Raw genomic sequence first — 18,419 nt, 5'->3', positions numbered from 1 at the left:
TGCCTGCACCTCCTTACCGTATCCGCATGGCGACCAGCACCCACACAGTGACCAACCAGGCCCCGCCCCTGGTCGGGTACGACGTCTTCTCCGCAGACCGCGCGCTCACCGAGGCGGTGGAACGGCACCTCGACCCGGGGCTCCTCGAGACGGCGCGGGGGGAACTGACCCTGCTCGGCCGCTCCGCCGGCTCCGCGCAGGCCCAGACATGGGGGTTTCAAGCCAATGACCATCCGCCCGTGCTCCGCACCCATGACCGGTACGGCAACCGGATCGACGAGGTCGACTTCCATCCGGCCTGGCACCGGCTGCTGGGCAAGGCGGTGTCCGCGGGCCTGACGAACGCCTGGGGGCGGCCCGGAGGGCACGTGCGGCGGGCGGCGGGCTTCCTGGTGTGGACCCAGGCCGAGGCCGGGCACGGCTGCCCGGTGTCGATGACGCACGCCGCGGTACCGGCGCTGCGCACGGATCCGGAGCTCGCGGCCGAATGGGAACCACTGCTCACCTCCCAGACGTACGTGGAGGGGCTGAGGCCCGCGGCGGAGAAGTCCGGTGCCCTGTTCGGGATGGGCATGACGGAGAAACAGGGGGGCAGCGACGTACGGGCGAACACGACGCGCGCGGAGCCCCTGGCCGCGGCGGGCGAGTACCTGCTGACCGGTCACAAGTGGTTCTGCTCAGCGCCGATGAGCGACGGGTTCCTGGTGCTGGCGCAGGCGTCCTCCTCCTCGGGTTCCTCGGGCCCGGGCGGCATCACCTGTTTCCTGGTGCCGCGGGTACTGCCGGACGGCACGCGCAACGCCTTCGCCATCCAGCGGCTCAAGGACAAGCTGGGCAACAAGTCGAACGCGTCCAGCGAGGTGGAGTTCGACGGGACGTGGGCGCGCAGGGTCGGTGAGGAGGGGCGCGGCGTGCGCACCATCATCGAGATGGTGGCGGCCACCCGGCTCGACTGCGTGGTCGGCTCGGCGGCGCTGATGCGCCAGGCGGTGGCACAGGCGGTGCACCACGCGGCGTACCGCAGCGCGTTCGGCGGTCTACTGATCGACAAGCCGCTGATGCGCAACGTGCTCGCGGACATCGCCCTGGAGTCCGAGGCGGCGACGACGCTGGGGTTGCGGCTCGCCGCCGCGTACGACTCGGACTCCGAGGCGGACCGGGCTCTGCTGCGCCTCGCCGTGCCGGCCGCCAAGTACTGGGTGACCAAGCGGTGCACGCCGGTGGCGGCGGAGGCACTCGAGTGCCTTGGCGGCAACGGCTACGTCGAGGAGTCGGGGATGCCGCGGCTACTGCGGGAGTCCCCGCTGAACTCGATCTGGGAGGGGTCGGGGAACGTCCAGACCCTGGACGTACTGCGGGCGCTCCAGCGGGAACCGCACGTGCTCGACGCCTTCCTCCAGGAGGTCGGGCAGGCCCGCGGTGCCGACCACCGTCTCGATGGTGCGATCAAGGGGTTGCTGACCGAGCTGGCGGACCTGGAGTCGATGGAGGTTCGGGCGCGGCGGCTGGTCGAGCGAATGGCCCTGGTGCTCCAGGGTTCGCTGCTGGTCCGGTGGGCTCCGCCGGCCGTGGCGGACGCCTTCTGCGCCTCGCGACTGGGCGGTGACTGGGGTTCGGCCTTCGGGACGCTTCCGCACGGGCTCGATCTGGAAGCCGTCGTCGAGCGGGCGCGCGCCGAGGTCTGAGCCGTGCGGTTCGCACGGTCCAGTGGTGAGCAGTGGTTCACAAGCTGCTCACCGCTACCGTGCGCCCCGGCGTGCGCCGGGACGGAACACACGCAGAAAGCGGAGGGTGGTGCTGCGCCGACACGGCACCCCCCTCCGCTCGGCCCAGCTTCGCGCAACGTGACCGCGGCTCGCCAGAGTTGCACACCGTTGCAGCAGGTAGGGGGACCGGTATCTTCCGACGGGTGCGGTGCACGGTGCCGTGGGACGGGAGCAGTTCCCTCCCTGGACCGCAAGCCTTGCAGAACCGACAGCGCGTGACATCCGGGACGCGCGCAGCACCGGCGGCGGGGGGGGGTTGGCGATGAGAAGGACGGCTCTGGACCTGGCACGGCTGTCCGCCATGGACGCCGGGCACGCCGTTCGGCTGCTCCACCAGGTACGCGCGGCGACGCTCGCGGGCAGGCGCCCGCCGATCGCGCCCCGTCCGGACATCGACGCCTCCTGGCAGCGGATGCTCCGGCTGGGCCTCGATCCCGACCGCTCCACCAGCAGTGCGCTGCTGCAGCGGGACGAATTGGAGTACCGCCGGCGCGGAACGGTGCTCGGCGACGTGATGCACATCCTCAGCGGGGGGCTGACGGAGATCGCCGACGCCTCGCTGCAGATCATGGTGGTGACAGATGCCCAGGGCCGGGTGCTGTGGCGCGAGGGAAACGCCTCGGTGATGCGGCAGGCGAACGCCATCTGCTTGGAGGAGGGCGCCGCCTGGAGCGAGGACAGCACGGGTACCAACGCCATCGGCACGGCCCTGGCCGCGCGCCGCCCCGTTCAGGTCCACTCGGCGGAGCACTTCGTACGCACCCTGCACGGCTGGACCTGTGCGGCGGCACCGGTGCACGACCCGCGCGACGGGCAGTTGCTCGGCATCGTCGACGTGAGCGGACCGGCGTCGAGCTTCCACCCGGCGACGCTCGCGCTCGTCAGGTCGGTGGCGCAGCTCGCCGAGGCGGAGCTGACCCACCGACACCTGCGGACGGTCGAACGACTGCGTTCGCTGGCCGCACCGATCCTCTGTCGCCTCGACGGCCGGGCACTGGTCGTGGACGCGCACGGTTGGACGGCGGCTATCACGGGCATGGCGCCGGTCGACCGACTGCAGTTGCCCAAGTCCTTCCGGGCGGGCCGGGTGTGGCTGCCGTCGCTGGGCCTGTGCAGCGTGGAGCCACTGCCCGGGGGCTGGCTGGTCCGTCCGGCCGGGGCAGGACCCGTGGAGCCCGCGAACCGAGTGGTCCTCGACGTGAGCCGCGCCCGCTGCTGGACGATCGCGGTCTCGGGCCCGGCGGGCGGATGGAGCAAGGAGCTGAGCCCGCGGCACGCCGAGCTGCTGTACGTCCTGGCGACGCGGCACCCGGAGGGCCGTACCGCGGCGGAGCTGGCGGCGGACCTGTTCGGCGACGCCACCCGCACGGTGACGGTTCGGGCCGAGATCTCGCGTGTGCGGCGCACCCTCTCGGGCGTGCTCGCCCACCGGCCGTACCGGTTCAGCGAAGGGATCGACGTGGAGGTCGTACGGCCGACGCACCCGGCCGATCTGCTGCCCCATTCTTCCGCCCCTGCGGTGGCGGCCGAGCGACGCCGCCCGCGTTAGCGGGCACCCGGGACACGACGCTCCGCGCCCGTCGGACGCGACGGCCCGCCTCGAGGCCCTGGCACCCTCCAGAGCCGGGGTTCCGGCGGACGGGACCAAACCGTGGCGGTGCGATCGCCGACCGACGCCCGGGCGACCCGCCGCGTGCAACGCCCCGGGGGCAGCAGGAGGTCTCCCGCCCGACTTTTGGCGGCGGGCCGCGGACGTGGTTCCCTGGCGGTCATGAGCATCGCTGTGACCACGTGGTCCCTGGAGCAGAACTCGCCCGACGACCTGCGCCCGGCCGCGGAGCCCCCGGGCGACGTGCGGATCGTCCGTGCCGAGGTGCCGTCGCCCGAGTTCAGTCGCTTCCTCTACACGGCGGTCGGCGGGGACATCCACTGGACGGACCGGCTCGGTCTGACGTACGCACAGTGGGACGAGGCCGTGAACAGGCCGGGGGTGGAGACCTGGGTGGCGTACGAGAGGGGCACGCCCGCCGGGTACGTCGAGCTGGAGGCTCAGGCCGGCGGCGCGGTCGAGATCGTCTACTTCGGCCTGCTCCCCGCCTTTCGCGGGCGACGCATCGGCGGCCACCTACTGGCGTACGGGACCGCCCGGGCCTGGGACCTGGCGGAGCGCTGGCCCGGCCGCACCCCGACGAAGCGGGTCTGGCTGCACACCTGCTCCAAGGACGGGCCGCACGCGATGGACAACTACCTGCGCCGTGGCTTCACGCTCTTCGACACCGAGGTCGAGGAAGAGGCGGAGGTCGAGACGCCCGGGCCGTGGCCCGGCGCCGGGAGCTGACACCGGGCGTCGCCCGGACTGGGTCCGGGTGTCGCCGGGCTCTTCACGGTCCCGCGTGACCGGGGACACACTGTCTCGCCTGACGAGACAGTATTGTCCATATTTTGGATGGCGGTGGACTGAGTCCAAAGTGCCGTGACACGCTTCCGTCATGTCTCGAGCTGGAATTACCTTGGTGAGTCGGCGGCACGTCGACCTCGGGCGCATGTCCAGCGCCATCTGTCGGGCGAGCTGAGCAGCCGCAGGGGCCATGCGCCCCCGGCACAGCAGCACCACGATCACCGAGACCCCCCACTTTCTGCGCAGTGCCGCGCCGCACCCTGACCGGTGCGCCAGCGCGCAGGTCAGAGCCGCCCTCCCGCAGTCCCGAAGGACGTATCGTCATGGCCGCCACCCCGGAAACGCCCACCTCCGCCACGCCCCGCCGCAAGGCCGGACGCCACCGCGGCGAGGGCCAGTGGGCCGTTGGCCACTTCACGCCGCTGAACGGCAACGAACAGCTCAAGAAGGACGACGACGGTCTCAATGTGCGGACACGCATTGAGACGATCTACTCCAAGGCCGGATTCGACTCGATCGACCCCAACGACCTGCGCGGACGGATGCGCTGGTGGGGCCTGTACACCCAGCGCAAGCCCGGGATCGACGGCGGCAAGACCGCGGTCCTCGAACCCGAGGAGCTGGACGACTCCTACTTCATGCTGCGCGTCCGGGTCGACGGCGGCCGCCTGACCACCGAGCAACTCCGCGTCATCGGCGAGATCTCCGAGGAGTTCGCGCGCGGCACGGCCGACATCACCGACCGCCAGAACATCCAGTACCACTGGATCCGCATCGAGGACGTGCCGGAGATCTGGAACCGGCTGGAAGCCGTCGGCCTGTCCACGACGGAAGCCTGCGGCGACACGCCCCGCGTCATCCTCGGCTCACCCGTCGCCGGCATCGCCGCTGACGAGATCCTCGACGGCACACCCGCCATCGACGAGATCCAGCGCCGCGTCGTGGGCAACAAGGCATTCTCCAACCTGCCTCGCAAGTTCAAATCCGCGATCTCCGGCTCCCCCCTGCTCGACGTGGCACACGAGATCAACGACGTTGCGTTCGTCGGGGTGGAGCACCCCGAGCACGGCCCCGGCTTCGACCTCTGGGTCGGTGGCGGACTGTCCACCAACCCCAAGATCGGGGTGCGGCTGGGCGCCTGGGTGCCGCTGGACGAGGTCCCCGACGTGTACGAGGGCGTCATCTCGATCTTCCGGGACTACGGCTACCGCAGGCTGCGTACCCGCGCCCGGCTGAAGTTCCTGGTCGCCGACTGGGGCGCCGAGAAGTTCCGGAAGGTACTGGAGGACGAGTACCTGAAGCGGGCGCTCATCGACGGCCCGGCACCCGAGCAGCCCGTGCAGCGGTGGCGCGACCACGTCGGCGTGCACCGGCAGAAGGACGGCCGCTACTACGTCGGCTTCGCACCGCGCGTCGGGCGGGTCGACGGCGCGACACTCACCAAGATCGCCGAAGTGGCGGAGGCACACGGCTCCGGCCGGCTGCGCACCACCGCCGAGCAGAAGATGCTCGTCCTCGACGTCGAGCAGGATCGGATCGACTCACTGGTGTCGGCGCTGGAAGCGCTCGACCTGCGCGTCAGCCCGTCCCCGTTCCGGCGCGGCACGATGGCCTGCACGGGTATCGAGTTCTGCAAACTGGCCATCGTCGAGACCAAAGCCCGGGGCTCCGCACTGATCGACGAACTCGAGCGCCGCATCCCCGAGTTCGACGAACCGATCACGATCAACATCAACGGCTGCCCGAACGCCTGCGCCCGTATCCAGGTCGCGGACATCGGTCTCAAGGGTCAGCTGGTGCTCGACGCCGACGGCAACCAGGTCGAGGGGTTCCAGGTCCACCTCGGTGGCGCGCTGGGCCTGGAGGCCGGCTTCGGCCGCAAGGTCCGCGGGCTCAAGGTCACCTCGGCCGAGCTGCCGGACTACGTCGAGCGCGTCCTCAAGTGCTTCCAGGCGGAGCGCGAGGACGGCGAGCGCTTCGCGACCTGGGTGGCGCGCGCCTCGGAAGGGTCCCTGTCGTGAGCGACGCGCACACGGCCGGTCGGCCGCAGACGACGAGGAAAGCCACGCCCGTGCACCCCGCGGGCGAAGAGGCGACCAGGAGTGCACCGTGAGCGAGCGCGCCGCCCCGTTCTACTGCCCCTACTGCGGTGACGAGGACCTGCGTCCGAACGAGCAGGGCCACGGAGCCTGGGAGTGCACGGCGTGCAACCGGGCCTTCCAGCTGAAGTTCCTCGGGCTGCTCACCCGCGGTGTTCAGCGCAACGACGGTGGAGGGGAGCAGATATGACGGCCATGCAGTCACAGGACGAGCTGCAGTTGCTTGCGGGGAAGGCCGGGAGAGAGCTCGAGGGGGCCTCCGCCCTCGACGTCCTGCGCTGGGCGGCCGAGACCTTCGGTTCGCGCTTCTGCGTGACCTCGTCCATGGAGGACGCGGTGGTTGCGCACCTGGCGTCCCGTGTCCTCCCGGGTGTGGACGTCGTCTTCCTCGACACGGGCTACCACTTCCCCGAGACCCTGGGCACCCGCGACGCGGTGGACGCGGTGATGGACGTCAACGTCATCACGCTCACCCCCCGGCAGACCGTGGCCGAGCAGGACGCCGAGTACGGACCGAAGCTGCACGACCGCAACCCCGACCTGTGCTGTGCGCTGCGCAAGGTCAAACCCCTGGAGGACGGTCTCGCGGGGTACGTCGCGTGGGCCACGGGCCTGCGCCGCGACGAGTCCCCGACACGGGCGAACACGCCGGTGGTCGGCTGGGACGAGAAGCGCAGGAAGGTCAAGATCTCGCCGATCGCCCGCTGGACGCAGGACGACGTGGACGCGTACGTCACCGAGCACGGAGTCCTCACCAACCCGCTGCTGATGGACGGTTACGCCTCCGTCGGCTGTGCGCCCTGCACCCGCCGGGTGTTGGAGGGCGAGGACGCACGCGCCGGCCGCTGGGCGGGGCGGGCCAAGACCGAGTGCGGGCTGCACGGCTGATGGCGGCGCCCTCCGACACTCCGGCCGCGACGACCGGGGCGACCCGACCGACCGAACAGGCCCGACCGACCGAACCGACCCTGAACCACCGGGAGAAGCACGTGACTGGGGCCACCATCTGGCTCACCGGGCTGCCGAGCGCGGGCAAGACGACCATCGCGTACGAGCTGGCGGACCGGCTGCGCGACGAGGGCCGCCGCGTCGAGGTGCTCGACGGCGACGAGATCCGCGAGTTCCTCTCCGCCGGCCTGGGCTTCAGCCGTGAGGACCGGCACACCAACGTGCAGCGCATCGGCTTCGTCGCCGAACTGCTCGCCTCGAACGGCGTCACCGTCCTGGTGCCGGTGATCGCCCCGTACGCCGACAGCCGCGAGGCGGTCCGCAAGCGCCATGACGCCCAGGGGACGCCCTATGTGGAGGTGCACGTGGCCACTCCGGTCGACGTGTGCTCGGTACGCGATGTGAAGGGGCTGTACGCCAAGCAGGCGGCGGGCGAGATCAGCGGGTTGACGGGGGTCGACGACCCGTACGAGGAGCCGGAGTCACCGGACCTGCGGATCGAGTCGCACACCCAGACCGTGCAGGAATCAGCCGCAGCGCTGTACGCGCTGCTGGACGCGAAGGGGATCCGGTGAGCGGGGGGAACCGCCCGGCAGCGGCCGGGGAAGCACACCGCGCCGCCGGGCCGCGGACGAACAAGGACGCCGTGCCCCAGGGCCGGGTGGGCGGAGAAGCTCATGAAGGGAATGCAGCATGACGACCGGCATCAACGTCGTGGGCGAGGCTGCGCACCGCTCCGGGGGCGACAGCCCGTACGCGCTGACGCACCTGGACGCGCTGGAATCCGAAGCGGTGCATATCTTCCGCGAGGTGGCGGGGGAGTTCGAACGCCCGGTGGTCCTCTTCTCCGGGGGCAAGGACTCCATCGTCATGCTGCACCTGGCGCTGAAGGCCTTCGCGCCGGCAGCGGTCCCCTTCTCCCTGCTCCACGTGGACACGGGACACAACTTCCCCGAGGTCATCGAGTACCGCGACCGTGTGGTGGCCGAACACGGGCTGCGGCTCCACGTGGCCTCCGTACAGGACTACATCGACCGCGGTGTGCTGCGGGAGCGTCCCGACGGGACCCGTAACCCGCTGCAGACCGTTCCGCTGACCGAGGCGATCCAGCAGTACCGCTTCGACGCCGTGTTCGGTGGGGGTCGGCGCGACGAGGAGAAGGCCCGGGCCAAGGAGCGGGTCTTCTCACTGCGGGACGAGTTCTCCCAGTGGGACCCCCGCCGCCAGCGCCCCGAGTTGTGGCAGCTCTACAACGGCCGCCACGCGCCCGGTGAGCACGTGCGGGTCTTCCCGCTGTCCAACTGGACCGAGCTGGACGTGTGGCAGTACATCGCCAGCGAGAAGATCGAGCTGCCCGGGATCTACTTCGCGCACGAGCGCAACGTCTTCCAGCGCAACGGCATGTGGCTGACGGCCGGCGACTGGGGCGGCCCCAAGGACACCGAGACGGTGGAGAAGCGGCTGATCCGCTACCGCACGGTCGGCGACATGTCCTGCACCGGCGCCGTCGACTCCGACGCCACCACGCTGGACGCAGTGATCGCCGAGATCGCCGCCTCCCGGCTCACCGAGCGGGGCGCCACCCGCGCGGACGACAAGTTGTCCGAGGCCGCGATGGAAGACCGCAAGCGCGAAGGGTACTTCTAACCATGACCAGCCCCACCGAGCAGTCGGCCGAGCACCTTCCGGTCACCACCCTGCTGCGCTTCGCCACCGCCGGGTCCGTCGACGACGGCAAGTCCACCCTGGTCGGACGGCTGCTCCACGACTCGAAGTCGGTGCTCGCCGACCAGTTGGAGGCCGTGGAACACGCTTCCCGCTCCCGCGGTCAGGAGGCTCCGGACCTGGCGCTGCTCACCGACGGCCTGCGGGCCGAGCGGGAGCAAGGCATCACGATCGACGTGGCGTACCGTTACTTCGCGACGCCGCGGCGCCGGTTCATCCTCGCCGACACCCCCGGGCACGTGCAGTACACCCGGAACATGGTGACGGGAGCTTCGACCGCGGAGCTGACCGTGATCCTGGTCGACGCCCGCAATGGAGTCGTCGAGCAGACCCGCCGTCACGCCGCGATCGCCGCGCTGCTGCGCGTCCCGCACGTGGCCCTCGCCGTCAACAAGATGGATCTCGTCGGGTACCAGGAGTCCGCGTTCGCTCGCATCGCCGAGGAGTTCACCGCCTACGCGACCGAGCTCGGCGTCCCCGAGGTCACGGCGATCCCGATCTCCGCGCTCGCCGGGGACAACGTCGTGGATGCTTCCGCGAACATGGACTGGTACGGCGGCCCGACGGTCCTGGAGCACCTGGAGACGGTCCCGGTCAGCCACGACCTCGCGAGCTGCCACGCCCGTTTCCCCGTGCAGTACGTGATCCGCCCGCAGACGGCCGAACACCCCGACTACCGCGGTTACGCGGGCCAGATCGCCGCGGGAACGTTCCGCGTCGGCGAGCGGGTGACCGTCCTGCCGTCGGGTCGGACGTCGAGGATCTCCGGCATCGACCTGCTCGGCGAACCGGTGGACGTGGCCTGGACCCCGCGGTCGGTGACGCTCCTGCTGGAAGACGACATCGACGTCTCGCGCGGCGATCTCATCGTGCCGAGCGAGGACGCACCCGCCACCACGCAGGACGTCGAGGCGACCGTCTGCCACGTGGCGGACCAGCCGCTCGCGGTGGGCCAACGGGTGCTGTTGAAGCACACCACCCGCACGGTCAAGGCCATCGTGCAGGAGATTCCGTCGCGGCTCACCCTCGACGACCTGTCCCAGCACCCGTCCCCCGGGCAGCTGGTGGCCAACGACATCGGCCGGGTCCGGGTCCGTACGGCCGAGCCGCTCGCGCTCGACTCGTACGCGGACTCCCGCCGCACCGGATCGTTCCTGCTGATCGACCCGGCCGACGGCACGACCCTGGCTGCGGGCATGGCGGGCGAGTCCTTCGCCACCTCCGTGGCCGTACCCGCCCAGGACGACGAGGGATGGGACTTCTGATGGCCGTCGACGCCTTCGCAACCTTCGCGAAGGAGGGCGGCCGCGTGGGCAGCGGCGGGCTCGGAGCGGGCACGGGAGGTGTCGCGCGATGCGTCCGATGACCCGCGCGCGGCACCGCACGCACCACAGACGAAGACACCGACCCGCCGTACTGCCGGCGGTGTCCCGCTACACCCGGAACGACCGGATGACGGGACCGCCGGGTCACTGAGAGGAAAGTCTCCCGTGCCAGCCACCCCCACCACTCTGCGCCGCATGGCCGTCGCCGCTGCCGCCCTCCCGCTGCTGGTCGGGGCGCTCGCCTCCTGCGGCTACGGGTCCAAGGCCGACGACCGGAAGACCGCGGTGGCGGCCGAGGGCAAGAAACTCTCCACGGACACTGTGAAGATCGGGTACTTCCCCAACCTGACGCACGCCACCGCGCTGGTCGGCATCCAGGAGGGCTTCATCGCCAAGGAACTGGGCGGCACCAAGGTCGCCGCCCAGACCTTCAACGCCGGCCCGTCCGAGATCGAGGCCCTGGGCGGCGGTTCGATCGACATCGGCTTCATCGGCCCCTCACCGGCCGTCAACGGATTCAGCAAGTCCAAGGGCCGCGCCCTGCGCATCGTCTCCGGGTCCGCGTCGGGCGGCGTGAAGCTGGTCGTGAACCCGGACAGGATCAAGACGCTCGACGACGTCAAGGGCAAGAAGATCGCCACGCCGCAGCTCGGCAACACCCAGGACGTGGCCTTCCTCGACTGGGTGTCCAAGAAGGGCTGGAAGGTCGACGCCCAGAGCGGCAAAGGGGACGTCTCCGTGGTCCGCACGGACAACAAGATCGTTCCTGACGCCTACAGTTCGGGCTCCGTCGACGGTGCCTGGGTTCCCGAGCCGACCGCGTCGAAGCTGGTCGCCGAGGGCGGGAAGGTGCTCCTCGACGAGTCCTCGTTGTGGCCGGACGAGAAGTTCGTCATCACGAACGTCATCGTGTCGCGGGACTTCCTCGAGGAACACCCGGACGTCGTCGAGGCCGTGCTGCGCGGCACGGTGAAGACCAACGCCTGGATCAAGGCCAACCCGGACAAGGCCAGGGCTTCCGCCAACGCCGCGCTGAAGCAGCTCGGCGGCAAGGAACTGCCGCCCGAGGTCATCGACCCGGCGTGGCGGAGCATCCAGGTCACCGACGACCCGCTGGCCTCCACGCTCCGGGCCCAGGCCGACCACGCGGTCGAAGCCGGCCTGCTGAAGAAGCCGGACCTGAACGGCATCTACGACCTGAGGCTCCTCAACAAGGTGCTGAAGGCCGAGGGCCGGCCGGCGGTGGCGGACGCCGGGCTCGGCGCCGAGTAGTACCCGATCCGACCCATTCCCGCTCCCAGGAGGTGACGACCATGGCCACCACTCTCACCGAGGCTGCCGAAGGCGCCGCTGCGGTCTCCCACGCCGCCCGCATCGAGCACGTCTCGAAGTCCTTCGCCGGCCCGGCAGGACCGCAGCTCGTCCTCGACGACATCGATCTCGATGTCGCTCCCGGCGAGTTCGTCACCATCCTGGGAGCCTCCGGGTGCGGGAAGTCGACACTGCTCAATCTGGTCGCCGGCCTGGACCGGCCGACCTCCGGGTCGATCCGGACCCCGGGCGGACGTCCGGCCCTGATGTTCCAGGAGCACGCGCTCTTCCCGTGGCTGACGGCCGGCAAGAACGTCGAGCTGGCCCTGCGGCTGCGCGGGGTCCCCAAGGCCGAGCGCCGCGACGAGGCCGAGCGGCTGCTCGAGCTCGTACGGCTCCGCGGCGCGCACGGCAAGCGGGTCCACGAACTGTCCGGCGGCATGCGGCAGCGCGTGGCACTGGCCCGGGCCCTGGCACAGGACAGCGACCTGCTGCTGATGGACGAACCGTTCGCCGCGCTCGACGCGATCACCCGTGACGTGCTGCACGACGAGCTCACCCGGATCTGGAGCGAGACGAACCTCTCGGTCCTCTTCGTCACCCACAACGTGCGCGAGGCGGTGCGGCTCGCGCAGCGGGTGGTGCTGCTGTCCTCCCGCCCCGGCCGGGTGGCGCACGAGTGGCGGGTCGACATTCCGCAGCCCCGCCGCATCGAGGACGCCGCCGTCGCAGAACTGTCCGTCGAGATCACCGAACAACTGCGTGGGGAGATCCGCCGCCATGGCCAGCACTGACATCCGCGACGACGTCGCACGGACGGACGCTGAGCGGGGCGCCAGGGGCGACGACCTCGCCGGTCTGGAGGCCGGCCTCGACGCGCTCGACGCCGTCCAGTCGCACCGGCCGCCGGTGCGCCAGGTGCTGGTGCAGAAGGTGTTGCCGCCGCTGCTGGCGATCGCACTCGTCCTGGTCACATGGCAGGTGCTCGTCAAGCTGAAGGTGACCGATGACTACAAGCTGCCTCCGCCGTCCGCGGTTTGGGACAGCCTGTCCGAGATGTGGTTGCAGGGCACGCTGCTCGACGTCGTGTGGACCAGCGTCTCCCGCGGCCTGCTCGGCTTCCTGCTGGCGCTCGCCATCGGCACGCCACTCGGTCTGCTCGTCGCCCGAGTGACGTTCGTCCGTGCGGCCATCGGCCCGATCCTGTCGGGACTGCAGTCGCTTCCGTCGGTGGCCTGGGTGCCTCCTGCCGTCATCTGGCTCGGACTGAACGACTCGATGATGTTCACGGTGATCCTGCTCGGCGCGGTCCCCTCGATCGCCAACGGGCTGGTCTCGGGCATCGACCAGGTGCCGCCGCTGTTCCTGCGGGCCGGCCGCACCCTGGGAGCCACCGGACTCAGGGGGACCTGGCACATCGTCATGCCTGCCGCCCTGCCCGGCTACCTGGCCGGACTGAAGCAGGGCTGGGCCTTCTCCTGGCGCTCGCTGATGGCTGCCGAGATCATCGCGTCGTCGCCCGACCTCGGCCTCGGCCTCGGCCAGTTGCTGGAGAACGGCCGCAACAACTTCGACATGCCCGGGGTGTTCCTGGCGATCATCCTCATCCTGATCGTCGGAATCGCCATCGACCTGCTGATCTTCAGCCCGCTGGAGCGTTGGGTGCTCCGCAGCCGCGGGCTGCTCGTCAGGAGCTGAGTTCCCCGTGCACGCACCGGCGCTCCTCGTCATCGCCCACGGCAGCCGCGATCCGCGGCACGCCGCGACCGTGCACGCCCTGGTGCGACACGTCAGGTCGCTGGAGCCAGGGCTCCGGGTGTCGACGGCCTTCCTCGATTTCAACGCCCCGTCCGTCCCGCAGGTGCTCGAGCGGATGGCCAACGACGGGGTCCGCGAGGTCATCGCGCTGCCGCTGCTGCTGACCCGAGCCTTCCACGCGAAGGCCGACATCCCGTCCGTGCTGAACGCGGCGCGCGTCCGGCATCCGCGGCTGCGGATCACCCAGGCCGATGTCCTGGGCCCCTCGCCGCTGCTGCTGGACGCGGTGGAACGGCGGCTGTACGAGGCCGGGCTGACACCGGCGGACAAGCGCTCGACCGGGGTCGTCCTGGCCTCGGCGGGCTCCTCCGACCCGGAGGCGATCGCAGTGATCGCTGACATGGCGCGGGAGCTGCGGCACACCGGTTGGTGCGCCGTGCGACCTGCGTTCGCCTCCGCCACACTGCCCCGCACCGAGGACGCCGTCCGGGCGCTGCGTGCCGAAGGGGTGCGCCGGGTCGCGGTGGCGCCGTACGTCCTCGCTCCTGGCCGCCTGCCCGACCGCATCGCCGCCGGCGCCGCAGAAGCGGGCGCCGAGGTCCTCGCTGCCGTGCTGGGGCCGTCTTCCGAGGTGGCGGGCCTGTTGCTGGAGCGCTTCGCCGAGGCTCTCCTGGCGCCGGTGCTCGAGGCGACCGGCGCCTGAACCGCCCGAGCCTCGCCGGAAGCCGGAGCGTGTCAGGGGGTCCAGTCGGGATCCCGTCCGGAGGCGGCGAGTGCCGTGTCGAACGGGCTCGCCGAAGCGGGCAGGAGGACCGGGCCCGCGAAACCGTCGTACTGCCGGTAGAGCTCGGCGTGTTCCTGGACGACGGAGAGGACGTGTTCCGCGGCGGGTGGGGAGATCCGGTACTCCTGGCCGGTGGCCCGGGCCGCGTCCCAGCCGTGCACGGCGAGTTCCTTGACGATGAGCGAGGCGAGCTCGGGGGCGGGCAGTGCCATGGAGCCGAGGTCGACGGTGCCCTCCCAGACTGCCGGGTCCGCCCATGCGGCGACGCCGCGCTCCAGTTGGGCGGCGTAACGCTCCGCCCAGTCGGGCTCCGCGGCGAAGTCCCGACCGGTCAGCTCCTCGGGCAGTTGCGCCCGCAGGGCACGGTGCTCCAACCCGTGGGACGTGTACAGGACCCAGTGGTTGACGAGGTCGTGCACGGTCCACTCCTTGCAGGGAGAGGGACCGGACAACTGCTCGGGGGCGATGCCTCGGGCGATACGGGTGGCCTCTGCGGCGCACTCCACGAGGTGGGACCGGATGTGGTTCATGTCGGCCACGCTACGGAGGGCGAACGTAGGGGTCTTGAACGAACGCGACAGGGCTGTTCCCGCGCCCGGGCCGTTCGCCGTCCTGCCCAGCGAGCCGTCAACCGCCACGATGAGGCGGGCGAACCTCCAGGAAGCGGTGCCGGCCACGCCCCCGGTAGAGCAGGGCGTCCCAGCCCAGCCCTTCGAGTACGCCCCGACAGACGGTGAGCGCGTCCTCCTCCTGACCGCCCGCCCCGCTGCCGCGCGGACCGAGCCACTCGACGACGACGGATCCGGGCTCGCCCGTCCGCACCCGGTACCCCGTCGCCACCCTGCGGCCCTCCGCGTCCACCGCGGAGGGAGCGATGCCGGAACCTTCGAGACCGAGCGCCACGGCCTGCGCGATCCGGCCGTGCTCCCATGCCGCCGGCACCGCCTCGGGGTCGGGCGCGTCGGCGTTCGTCAGCCTGCGGATCTGCAGCAGACCCGCCAAGGCCACCCGAACCTCGGCGGCACGTCCTTCGCTTGCCCTTCCGGGGCCCGGACCCTGCTGTACGGGCCCGTCCCCCGTGGCCGCCGTGAATGCTTCGTCCATGCGTACGAGCCTGGCACATCGGAGTCCGGGCCCATCGGGTGTCCCACCACCCGACTGTTCACGACGCGCCGAGCACGGAACGGGGGCCGGGCGCCCGCACGGACCCGGCCCGAACGGCACGCTCCTGCGTGCGGGCCGGCCGCACCGCCCGGGCACGCCGCCGGGCACCGGCGTCCTGCCCTGCCCGGGGGACCACCGAGCTCGCCCATCCGGAGGAGAAACCGGGCCCGGCCGCCTTCGGGCTCGCCCCGGAGGACATGTCTGCCCGTGCGGTGACACGACCGTGGCACCGCCGTGACGGACGCCGTGCCGTGGCACGGCACGCTGGCGAAGAGGAGGTCGACATGTCGTTCCACTACCACAAGCGGATCACGCTGGTCCCGAGGCTGGTGCACCTGTACGTCACCACCCACGGGTGGTCGCTGAGTCTGGGCACCCGTCGCGCCCACGTCACTCGGGACAGCGGGGGCAACCACAGCGCCTCCGTGCGGCTGCCGGGAGGTTTCAGCTGGCACCGCAGCTCTCGTCGGCACTGAACGGCGTGGCCTGGTGGAAGTAGAGCCGCCAGGACCCGTCGCTCCACCGCCACAGCGAACTACGGTGTGCGTGGGCGCCGTTGTCGTCGGTGACGAAGGTCAGGTGGACGACGCCGGGAGCGATTTCGTCGCCCGTCATGCGTGACGCGGCGATGGGGACGGCGTCCGGGTCTGCGTCGCCCTCCCGGACGAGCGACTCGATGATCGCCGCGCGCTCCCAGCGGCGCCCGGACGCGCCGAACTCCAAGAAATCCGGGTGGAGGAGCGCGGCCAGGAGCGCCGGATCACGCCGCACCGAGGGGTCGAGGAGACGCAGTTCGCCCGCGATCGCCGCCGCGACCGCGGGGAGCGCATCAGGCGCCACCGGGTCCTCCCGTCATCGAGGCCAGCTTGACGGCCGTGTTCCAGTTGCGGGTCGTGGCCAGGACCCCCCTGAGGAGGCCCGGCCTGCCGAGCACCTCGGCGAGCTTGGACCGGCCGAGCCCTTCGGGTGCGTAGAGGTACAACGCGCGGTCGCCGAGGCGGAATTCCTCCGGGAGGTGGGCCGCGGCGTCCACGGACGCGAGCCGCGACGGGGCCACCTGCTCGGAGAGGTACCTGACGTGCAGTTGCCGGCCCTCCAACTCGGTTGCGGGGAAGGGGCAGTCCGCCACGACGGCCGAGAGGTAGGGACCACTGCGCACCAGGCAGTCGACCGCGAAGCCGAGCCGCTCCTCGATCGCACGCTCGATGTCCCGCGCGAGTTCGTCCTCGTCGGAGCCCGCCGCCGTGGTGAAGACGGCGTTGCCGCTCTGCAGGTAGGTGCGGGCGTCGCCGTGGCCGAGTTCCACCAGCAGGGCGCGGAGGTCCGCCATGGGGACCTTCCGGTGCCCACCGACGTTGATCCCTCGCAGCAGCGCTGCATACGCTTCCGTCTTCGCCATGCGCACACCATAGGACGGCCGCCGTGCCCCGTGGGGGACGGCACGGCGGCCGCCGGTCATCGCTGCGGGCCGAGGACTACTCGACGACCTTCAGCAGTTTGTTGGGCGTTCCCTCGCTGGGGTTGCCGATCTTGTCGGCGGTGGCGCCGTCCGTCAGGGCCTTGGCGACCTGCTCGGGGGTGGCGTCCTGGTGCCCGGCGAGGTAGACCGCGGCGGCGCCGACGACGTGCGGAGTCGCCATCGACGTGCCGGAGATGGTCTTCGTGCCCTCGTCGCTGTCGTTCCAGTCCGACGTGATGTCCGAACCCGGTGCGTAGATGTCCACGACCGAGCCGAAGTTGGAGAAGTCGGACTGCATGTCGTCCTTGGTCGAGGAGGCCACGGTGATGGCCTCCTCGACGCGGGACGGGGAGCCCTGGCCCGCGTCGCTGGACTCGTTGCCCGCGGCGACGGCGAAGGTCACGCCGGAGGCGATGGCCTTCTGGACCGCCTCGTCGAGCGCCGGATCGGCGGTGCCCCCGAGGCTCATGTTGGCGACCGACGGGCCCTTGTGGTTCTTGGTCACCCAGTCGATGCCGGCGACGACCTGCTCGGTGGTGCCGGAGCCCTGGTCGTCGAGGACGCGCACGGCAACGATGTTCGCCTTCTTGGCGACGCCGTGCTCCTTGCCGGCGATGGTTCCCGCGACGTGGGTGCCGTGGCCGTTGCCGTCGTCGGCGGTGTCGTCGTTGTCGATGGCGTCGAAGCCGTGCGTGGCGCGGCCTTCGAAGTCCTTGTGGGAGATGCGCACCCCGGTGTCGATGACGTACGCGGTGACGCCCTCGCCGCCGTTGTCGGGGTAGGTGTACTTCTCATCGCCCTCGGTATCGGCCTGGTCGATGCGGTCCAGGCCCCAGGACGGCGGGTTCTCCTGCGTCGCGTTGATCGAGAACGTCTTGTTCTGGACCACCTTGGCGACGGCCGGATCGGCGGCGAGGCGCTTGGCCTCGGTCTCGGAAAGGCCGCTGGCCGAGAAGCCGTTGACCGCCGAGCTGTAGTTGCGCTGCAGTGTGCCGCCGTACTCCTTGGCGAGCTCCGCCTTGTCCGCCTTCTCGTCCAGCAGGACGATGTAGCTCCCGGCGACGGCGCCTTCGGCGTTCGCGCCGTAGATCTTGCCCTCGGCCGGAGCGGGCGCGGCTCCGGCGAACGGGCCGTTCAGTACGGTCACTCCGGCAGCGGCGGCCACGGCGGTGACCGCCGCGGTGAGCTTCATCCTGCTCGCGCGCTTGTGAGATGCCATGAAGAGGGGTCTCCTCGTCATCAATTTGTGGGGGGATTCGCCTCCGAAGAGAAATCTTTCGGGGGCTGCCTCGAAACCCTGACCGATTGACGCGCCCAGATCAACCCCTTCATGCAGCTGTGACTTACTCAACAAGTATCCGTAACAAGAAAACGGCCAGCTTCGCCCAACTCGGACTACACCTCCCTTTACGCTCTCCCCTCCCTCTCCCCCCGCTCTCCTCTTCGTCTCCTCAATTCCTCCCCTCGCCCTCCCCGTTCCCTTCCCCGCGTTCAAGCGGGCGCGCGTGTAAGGGAATTCGCCGGCCAACCAGCCCCTCGGGAGAGTGGTTCCCGATCGCGCGGCAGACCGAAGCCGTTACGGGTTCCGCCGTTCGGCACGACCGGCTGTCCTGAAATCACCCCTCGGATCACCGGGAACAGGACGGCGACATCGCCACCGCGTTGCATCCGAGGAGGAACCG

Annotated in this window: 20 protein-coding genes; 15 read left to right on the top strand and 5 right to left on the bottom strand. The window is 70.7% G+C overall.

The genetic code is table 11. The features are described 5' to 3' along the window. The first annotated feature begins 26 nt into the window (after positions 1-26). From ACFXOM_RS09410 to ACFXOM_RS09345, 14 genes are all read left to right on the top strand, one after another. Positions 27-1,685, top strand: coding sequence for an acyl-CoA dehydrogenase family protein (locus tag ACFXOM_RS09410; RefSeq protein WP_385037540.1), 1,659 nt, complete (start codon positions 27-29; stop codon positions 1,683-1,685). 343 nt (positions 1,686-2,028) lie between these two features. Beyond that, positions 2,029-3,315 (top strand): GAF domain-containing protein, encoded by a 1,287-nt coding sequence (locus tag ACFXOM_RS09405; RefSeq protein ID WP_384933315.1) that lies wholly within the window; start codon positions 2,029-2,031, stop codon positions 3,313-3,315. Positions 3,316-3,537: 222 nt separating this feature from the next. Beyond that, the gene (locus tag ACFXOM_RS09400; protein WP_384933318.1) at positions 3,538-4,104 is read left to right on the top strand and encodes a GNAT family N-acetyltransferase; all 567 of its coding nucleotides are present in this window, start codon (positions 3,538-3,540) and stop codon (positions 4,102-4,104) included. A 151-nt stretch (positions 4,105-4,255) separates the two neighbouring features. Next, positions 4,256-4,339, top strand: a complete 84-nt coding sequence (locus ACFXOM_RS09395) for a putative leader peptide (protein ID WP_384933639.1) — start codon at positions 4,256-4,258, stop codon at positions 4,337-4,339. Positions 4,340-4,487: 148 nt separating this feature from the next. Continuing rightward, positions 4,488-6,185 (top strand): nitrite/sulfite reductase, encoded by a 1,698-nt coding sequence (locus ACFXOM_RS09390; RefSeq protein WP_384933321.1) that lies wholly within the window; start codon positions 4,488-4,490, stop codon positions 6,183-6,185. Between the two features lie 88 nt (positions 6,186-6,273). Further along, positions 6,274-6,453, top strand: a complete 180-nt coding sequence (locus tag ACFXOM_RS09385; protein WP_384933323.1) for a hypothetical protein — start codon at positions 6,274-6,276, stop codon at positions 6,451-6,453. Then, positions 6,450-7,151: a phosphoadenylyl-sulfate reductase gene (locus tag ACFXOM_RS09380; RefSeq protein ID WP_384933326.1), complete on the top strand. Its 702-nt coding sequence runs from the start codon at positions 6,450-6,452 to the stop codon at positions 7,149-7,151. The genes ACFXOM_RS09385 and ACFXOM_RS09380 overlap by 4 nt, the downstream gene beginning before the upstream one ends. Further along, positions 7,151-7,786, top strand: coding sequence for an adenylyl-sulfate kinase (cysC, locus tag ACFXOM_RS09375; RefSeq protein WP_384933328.1), 636 nt, complete (start codon positions 7,151-7,153; stop codon positions 7,784-7,786). Before ACFXOM_RS09380 ends, cysC begins: the two co-directional genes overlap by 1 nt. A gap of 118 nt (positions 7,787-7,904) precedes the next feature. Then, a complete protein-coding gene (gene cysD, locus ACFXOM_RS09370) occupies positions 7,905-8,858 on the top strand; it encodes a sulfate adenylyltransferase subunit CysD (protein WP_385037537.1) in 954 nt (317 codons plus the stop codon). A gap of 2 nt (positions 8,859-8,860) precedes the next feature. Continuing rightward, positions 8,861-10,201: a sulfate adenylyltransferase subunit 1 gene (locus ACFXOM_RS09365; protein WP_384933333.1), complete on the top strand. Its 1,341-nt coding sequence runs from the start codon at positions 8,861-8,863 to the stop codon at positions 10,199-10,201. 225 nt (positions 10,202-10,426) lie between these two features. After that, positions 10,427-11,533 (top strand): aliphatic sulfonate ABC transporter substrate-binding protein, encoded by a 1,107-nt coding sequence (locus ACFXOM_RS09360; RefSeq protein WP_384933335.1) that lies wholly within the window; start codon positions 10,427-10,429, stop codon positions 11,531-11,533. Between the two features lie 41 nt (positions 11,534-11,574). Continuing rightward, positions 11,575-12,366 (top strand): ABC transporter ATP-binding protein, encoded by a 792-nt coding sequence (locus ACFXOM_RS09355; protein ID WP_384933338.1) that lies wholly within the window; start codon positions 11,575-11,577, stop codon positions 12,364-12,366. Next, positions 12,353-13,270, top strand: a complete 918-nt coding sequence (locus tag ACFXOM_RS09350; protein WP_384933340.1) for an ABC transporter permease — start codon at positions 12,353-12,355, stop codon at positions 13,268-13,270. Before ACFXOM_RS09355 ends, ACFXOM_RS09350 begins: the two co-directional genes overlap by 14 nt. Positions 13,271-13,277: 7 nt before the next feature. Next, a complete protein-coding gene (locus ACFXOM_RS09345; protein ID WP_384933342.1) occupies positions 13,278-14,033 on the top strand; it encodes a sirohydrochlorin chelatase in 756 nt (251 codons plus the stop codon). A 32-nt stretch (positions 14,034-14,065) separates the two neighbouring features. Here the strand turns inward: ACFXOM_RS09345 and ACFXOM_RS09340 are convergent, their stop codons facing one another. Both ACFXOM_RS09340 and ACFXOM_RS09335 read right to left on the bottom strand, forming a co-directional pair. Further along, positions 14,066-14,644 (bottom strand): TIGR03086 family metal-binding protein, encoded by a 579-nt coding sequence (locus ACFXOM_RS09340; protein WP_384933344.1) that lies wholly within the window; start codon positions 14,642-14,644, stop codon positions 14,066-14,068. Positions 14,645-14,741: 97 nt separating this feature from the next. Continuing rightward, the gene (locus ACFXOM_RS09335; protein WP_384933347.1) at positions 14,742-15,218 is read right to left on the bottom strand and encodes a hypothetical protein; all 477 of its coding nucleotides are present in this window, start codon (positions 15,216-15,218) and stop codon (positions 14,742-14,744) included. Positions 15,219-15,529: 311 nt separating this feature from the next. Between ACFXOM_RS09335 and ACFXOM_RS09330 the strand changes: the two genes are divergently transcribed. Then, positions 15,530-15,754, top strand: a complete 225-nt coding sequence (locus tag ACFXOM_RS09330; protein ID WP_384933349.1) for a DUF4236 domain-containing protein — start codon at positions 15,530-15,532, stop codon at positions 15,752-15,754. On the opposite strand, the gene ACFXOM_RS09325 is transcribed toward ACFXOM_RS09330, so the two are convergent. The 3 genes from ACFXOM_RS09325 to ACFXOM_RS09315 all read right to left on the bottom strand — a co-directional run bounded on the left by ACFXOM_RS09325 (position 15,723) and on the right by ACFXOM_RS09315 (position 17,956). Then, the gene (locus tag ACFXOM_RS09325; RefSeq protein WP_385037534.1) at positions 15,723-16,118 is read right to left on the bottom strand and encodes a DUF4440 domain-containing protein; all 396 of its coding nucleotides are present in this window, start codon (positions 16,116-16,118) and stop codon (positions 15,723-15,725) included. The genes ACFXOM_RS09330 and ACFXOM_RS09325 overlap by 32 nt on opposite strands. Then, a complete protein-coding gene (locus tag ACFXOM_RS09320; RefSeq protein WP_385037531.1) occupies positions 16,108-16,677 on the bottom strand; it encodes a DUF1697 domain-containing protein in 570 nt (189 codons plus the stop codon). Before ACFXOM_RS09320 ends, ACFXOM_RS09325 begins: the two co-directional genes overlap by 11 nt. A 76-nt stretch (positions 16,678-16,753) precedes the next feature. Next, the gene (locus ACFXOM_RS09315) at positions 16,754-17,956 is read right to left on the bottom strand and encodes a S8 family peptidase (protein ID WP_384933357.1); all 1,203 of its coding nucleotides are present in this window, start codon (positions 17,954-17,956) and stop codon (positions 16,754-16,756) included. Positions 17,957-18,419: the final 463 nt, after the last annotated feature.

The sequence above is a fragment of the Streptomyces sp. NPDC059169 genome, assembly GCF_042755225.1.
Taxonomy (GTDB): Bacteria; Actinomycetota; Actinomycetes; order Streptomycetales; family Streptomycetaceae; genus Streptomyces.
The sequence above is the reverse complement of the archived record's forward strand: the minus strand, read 5'-3'. Positions and strand labels throughout refer to the sequence as shown.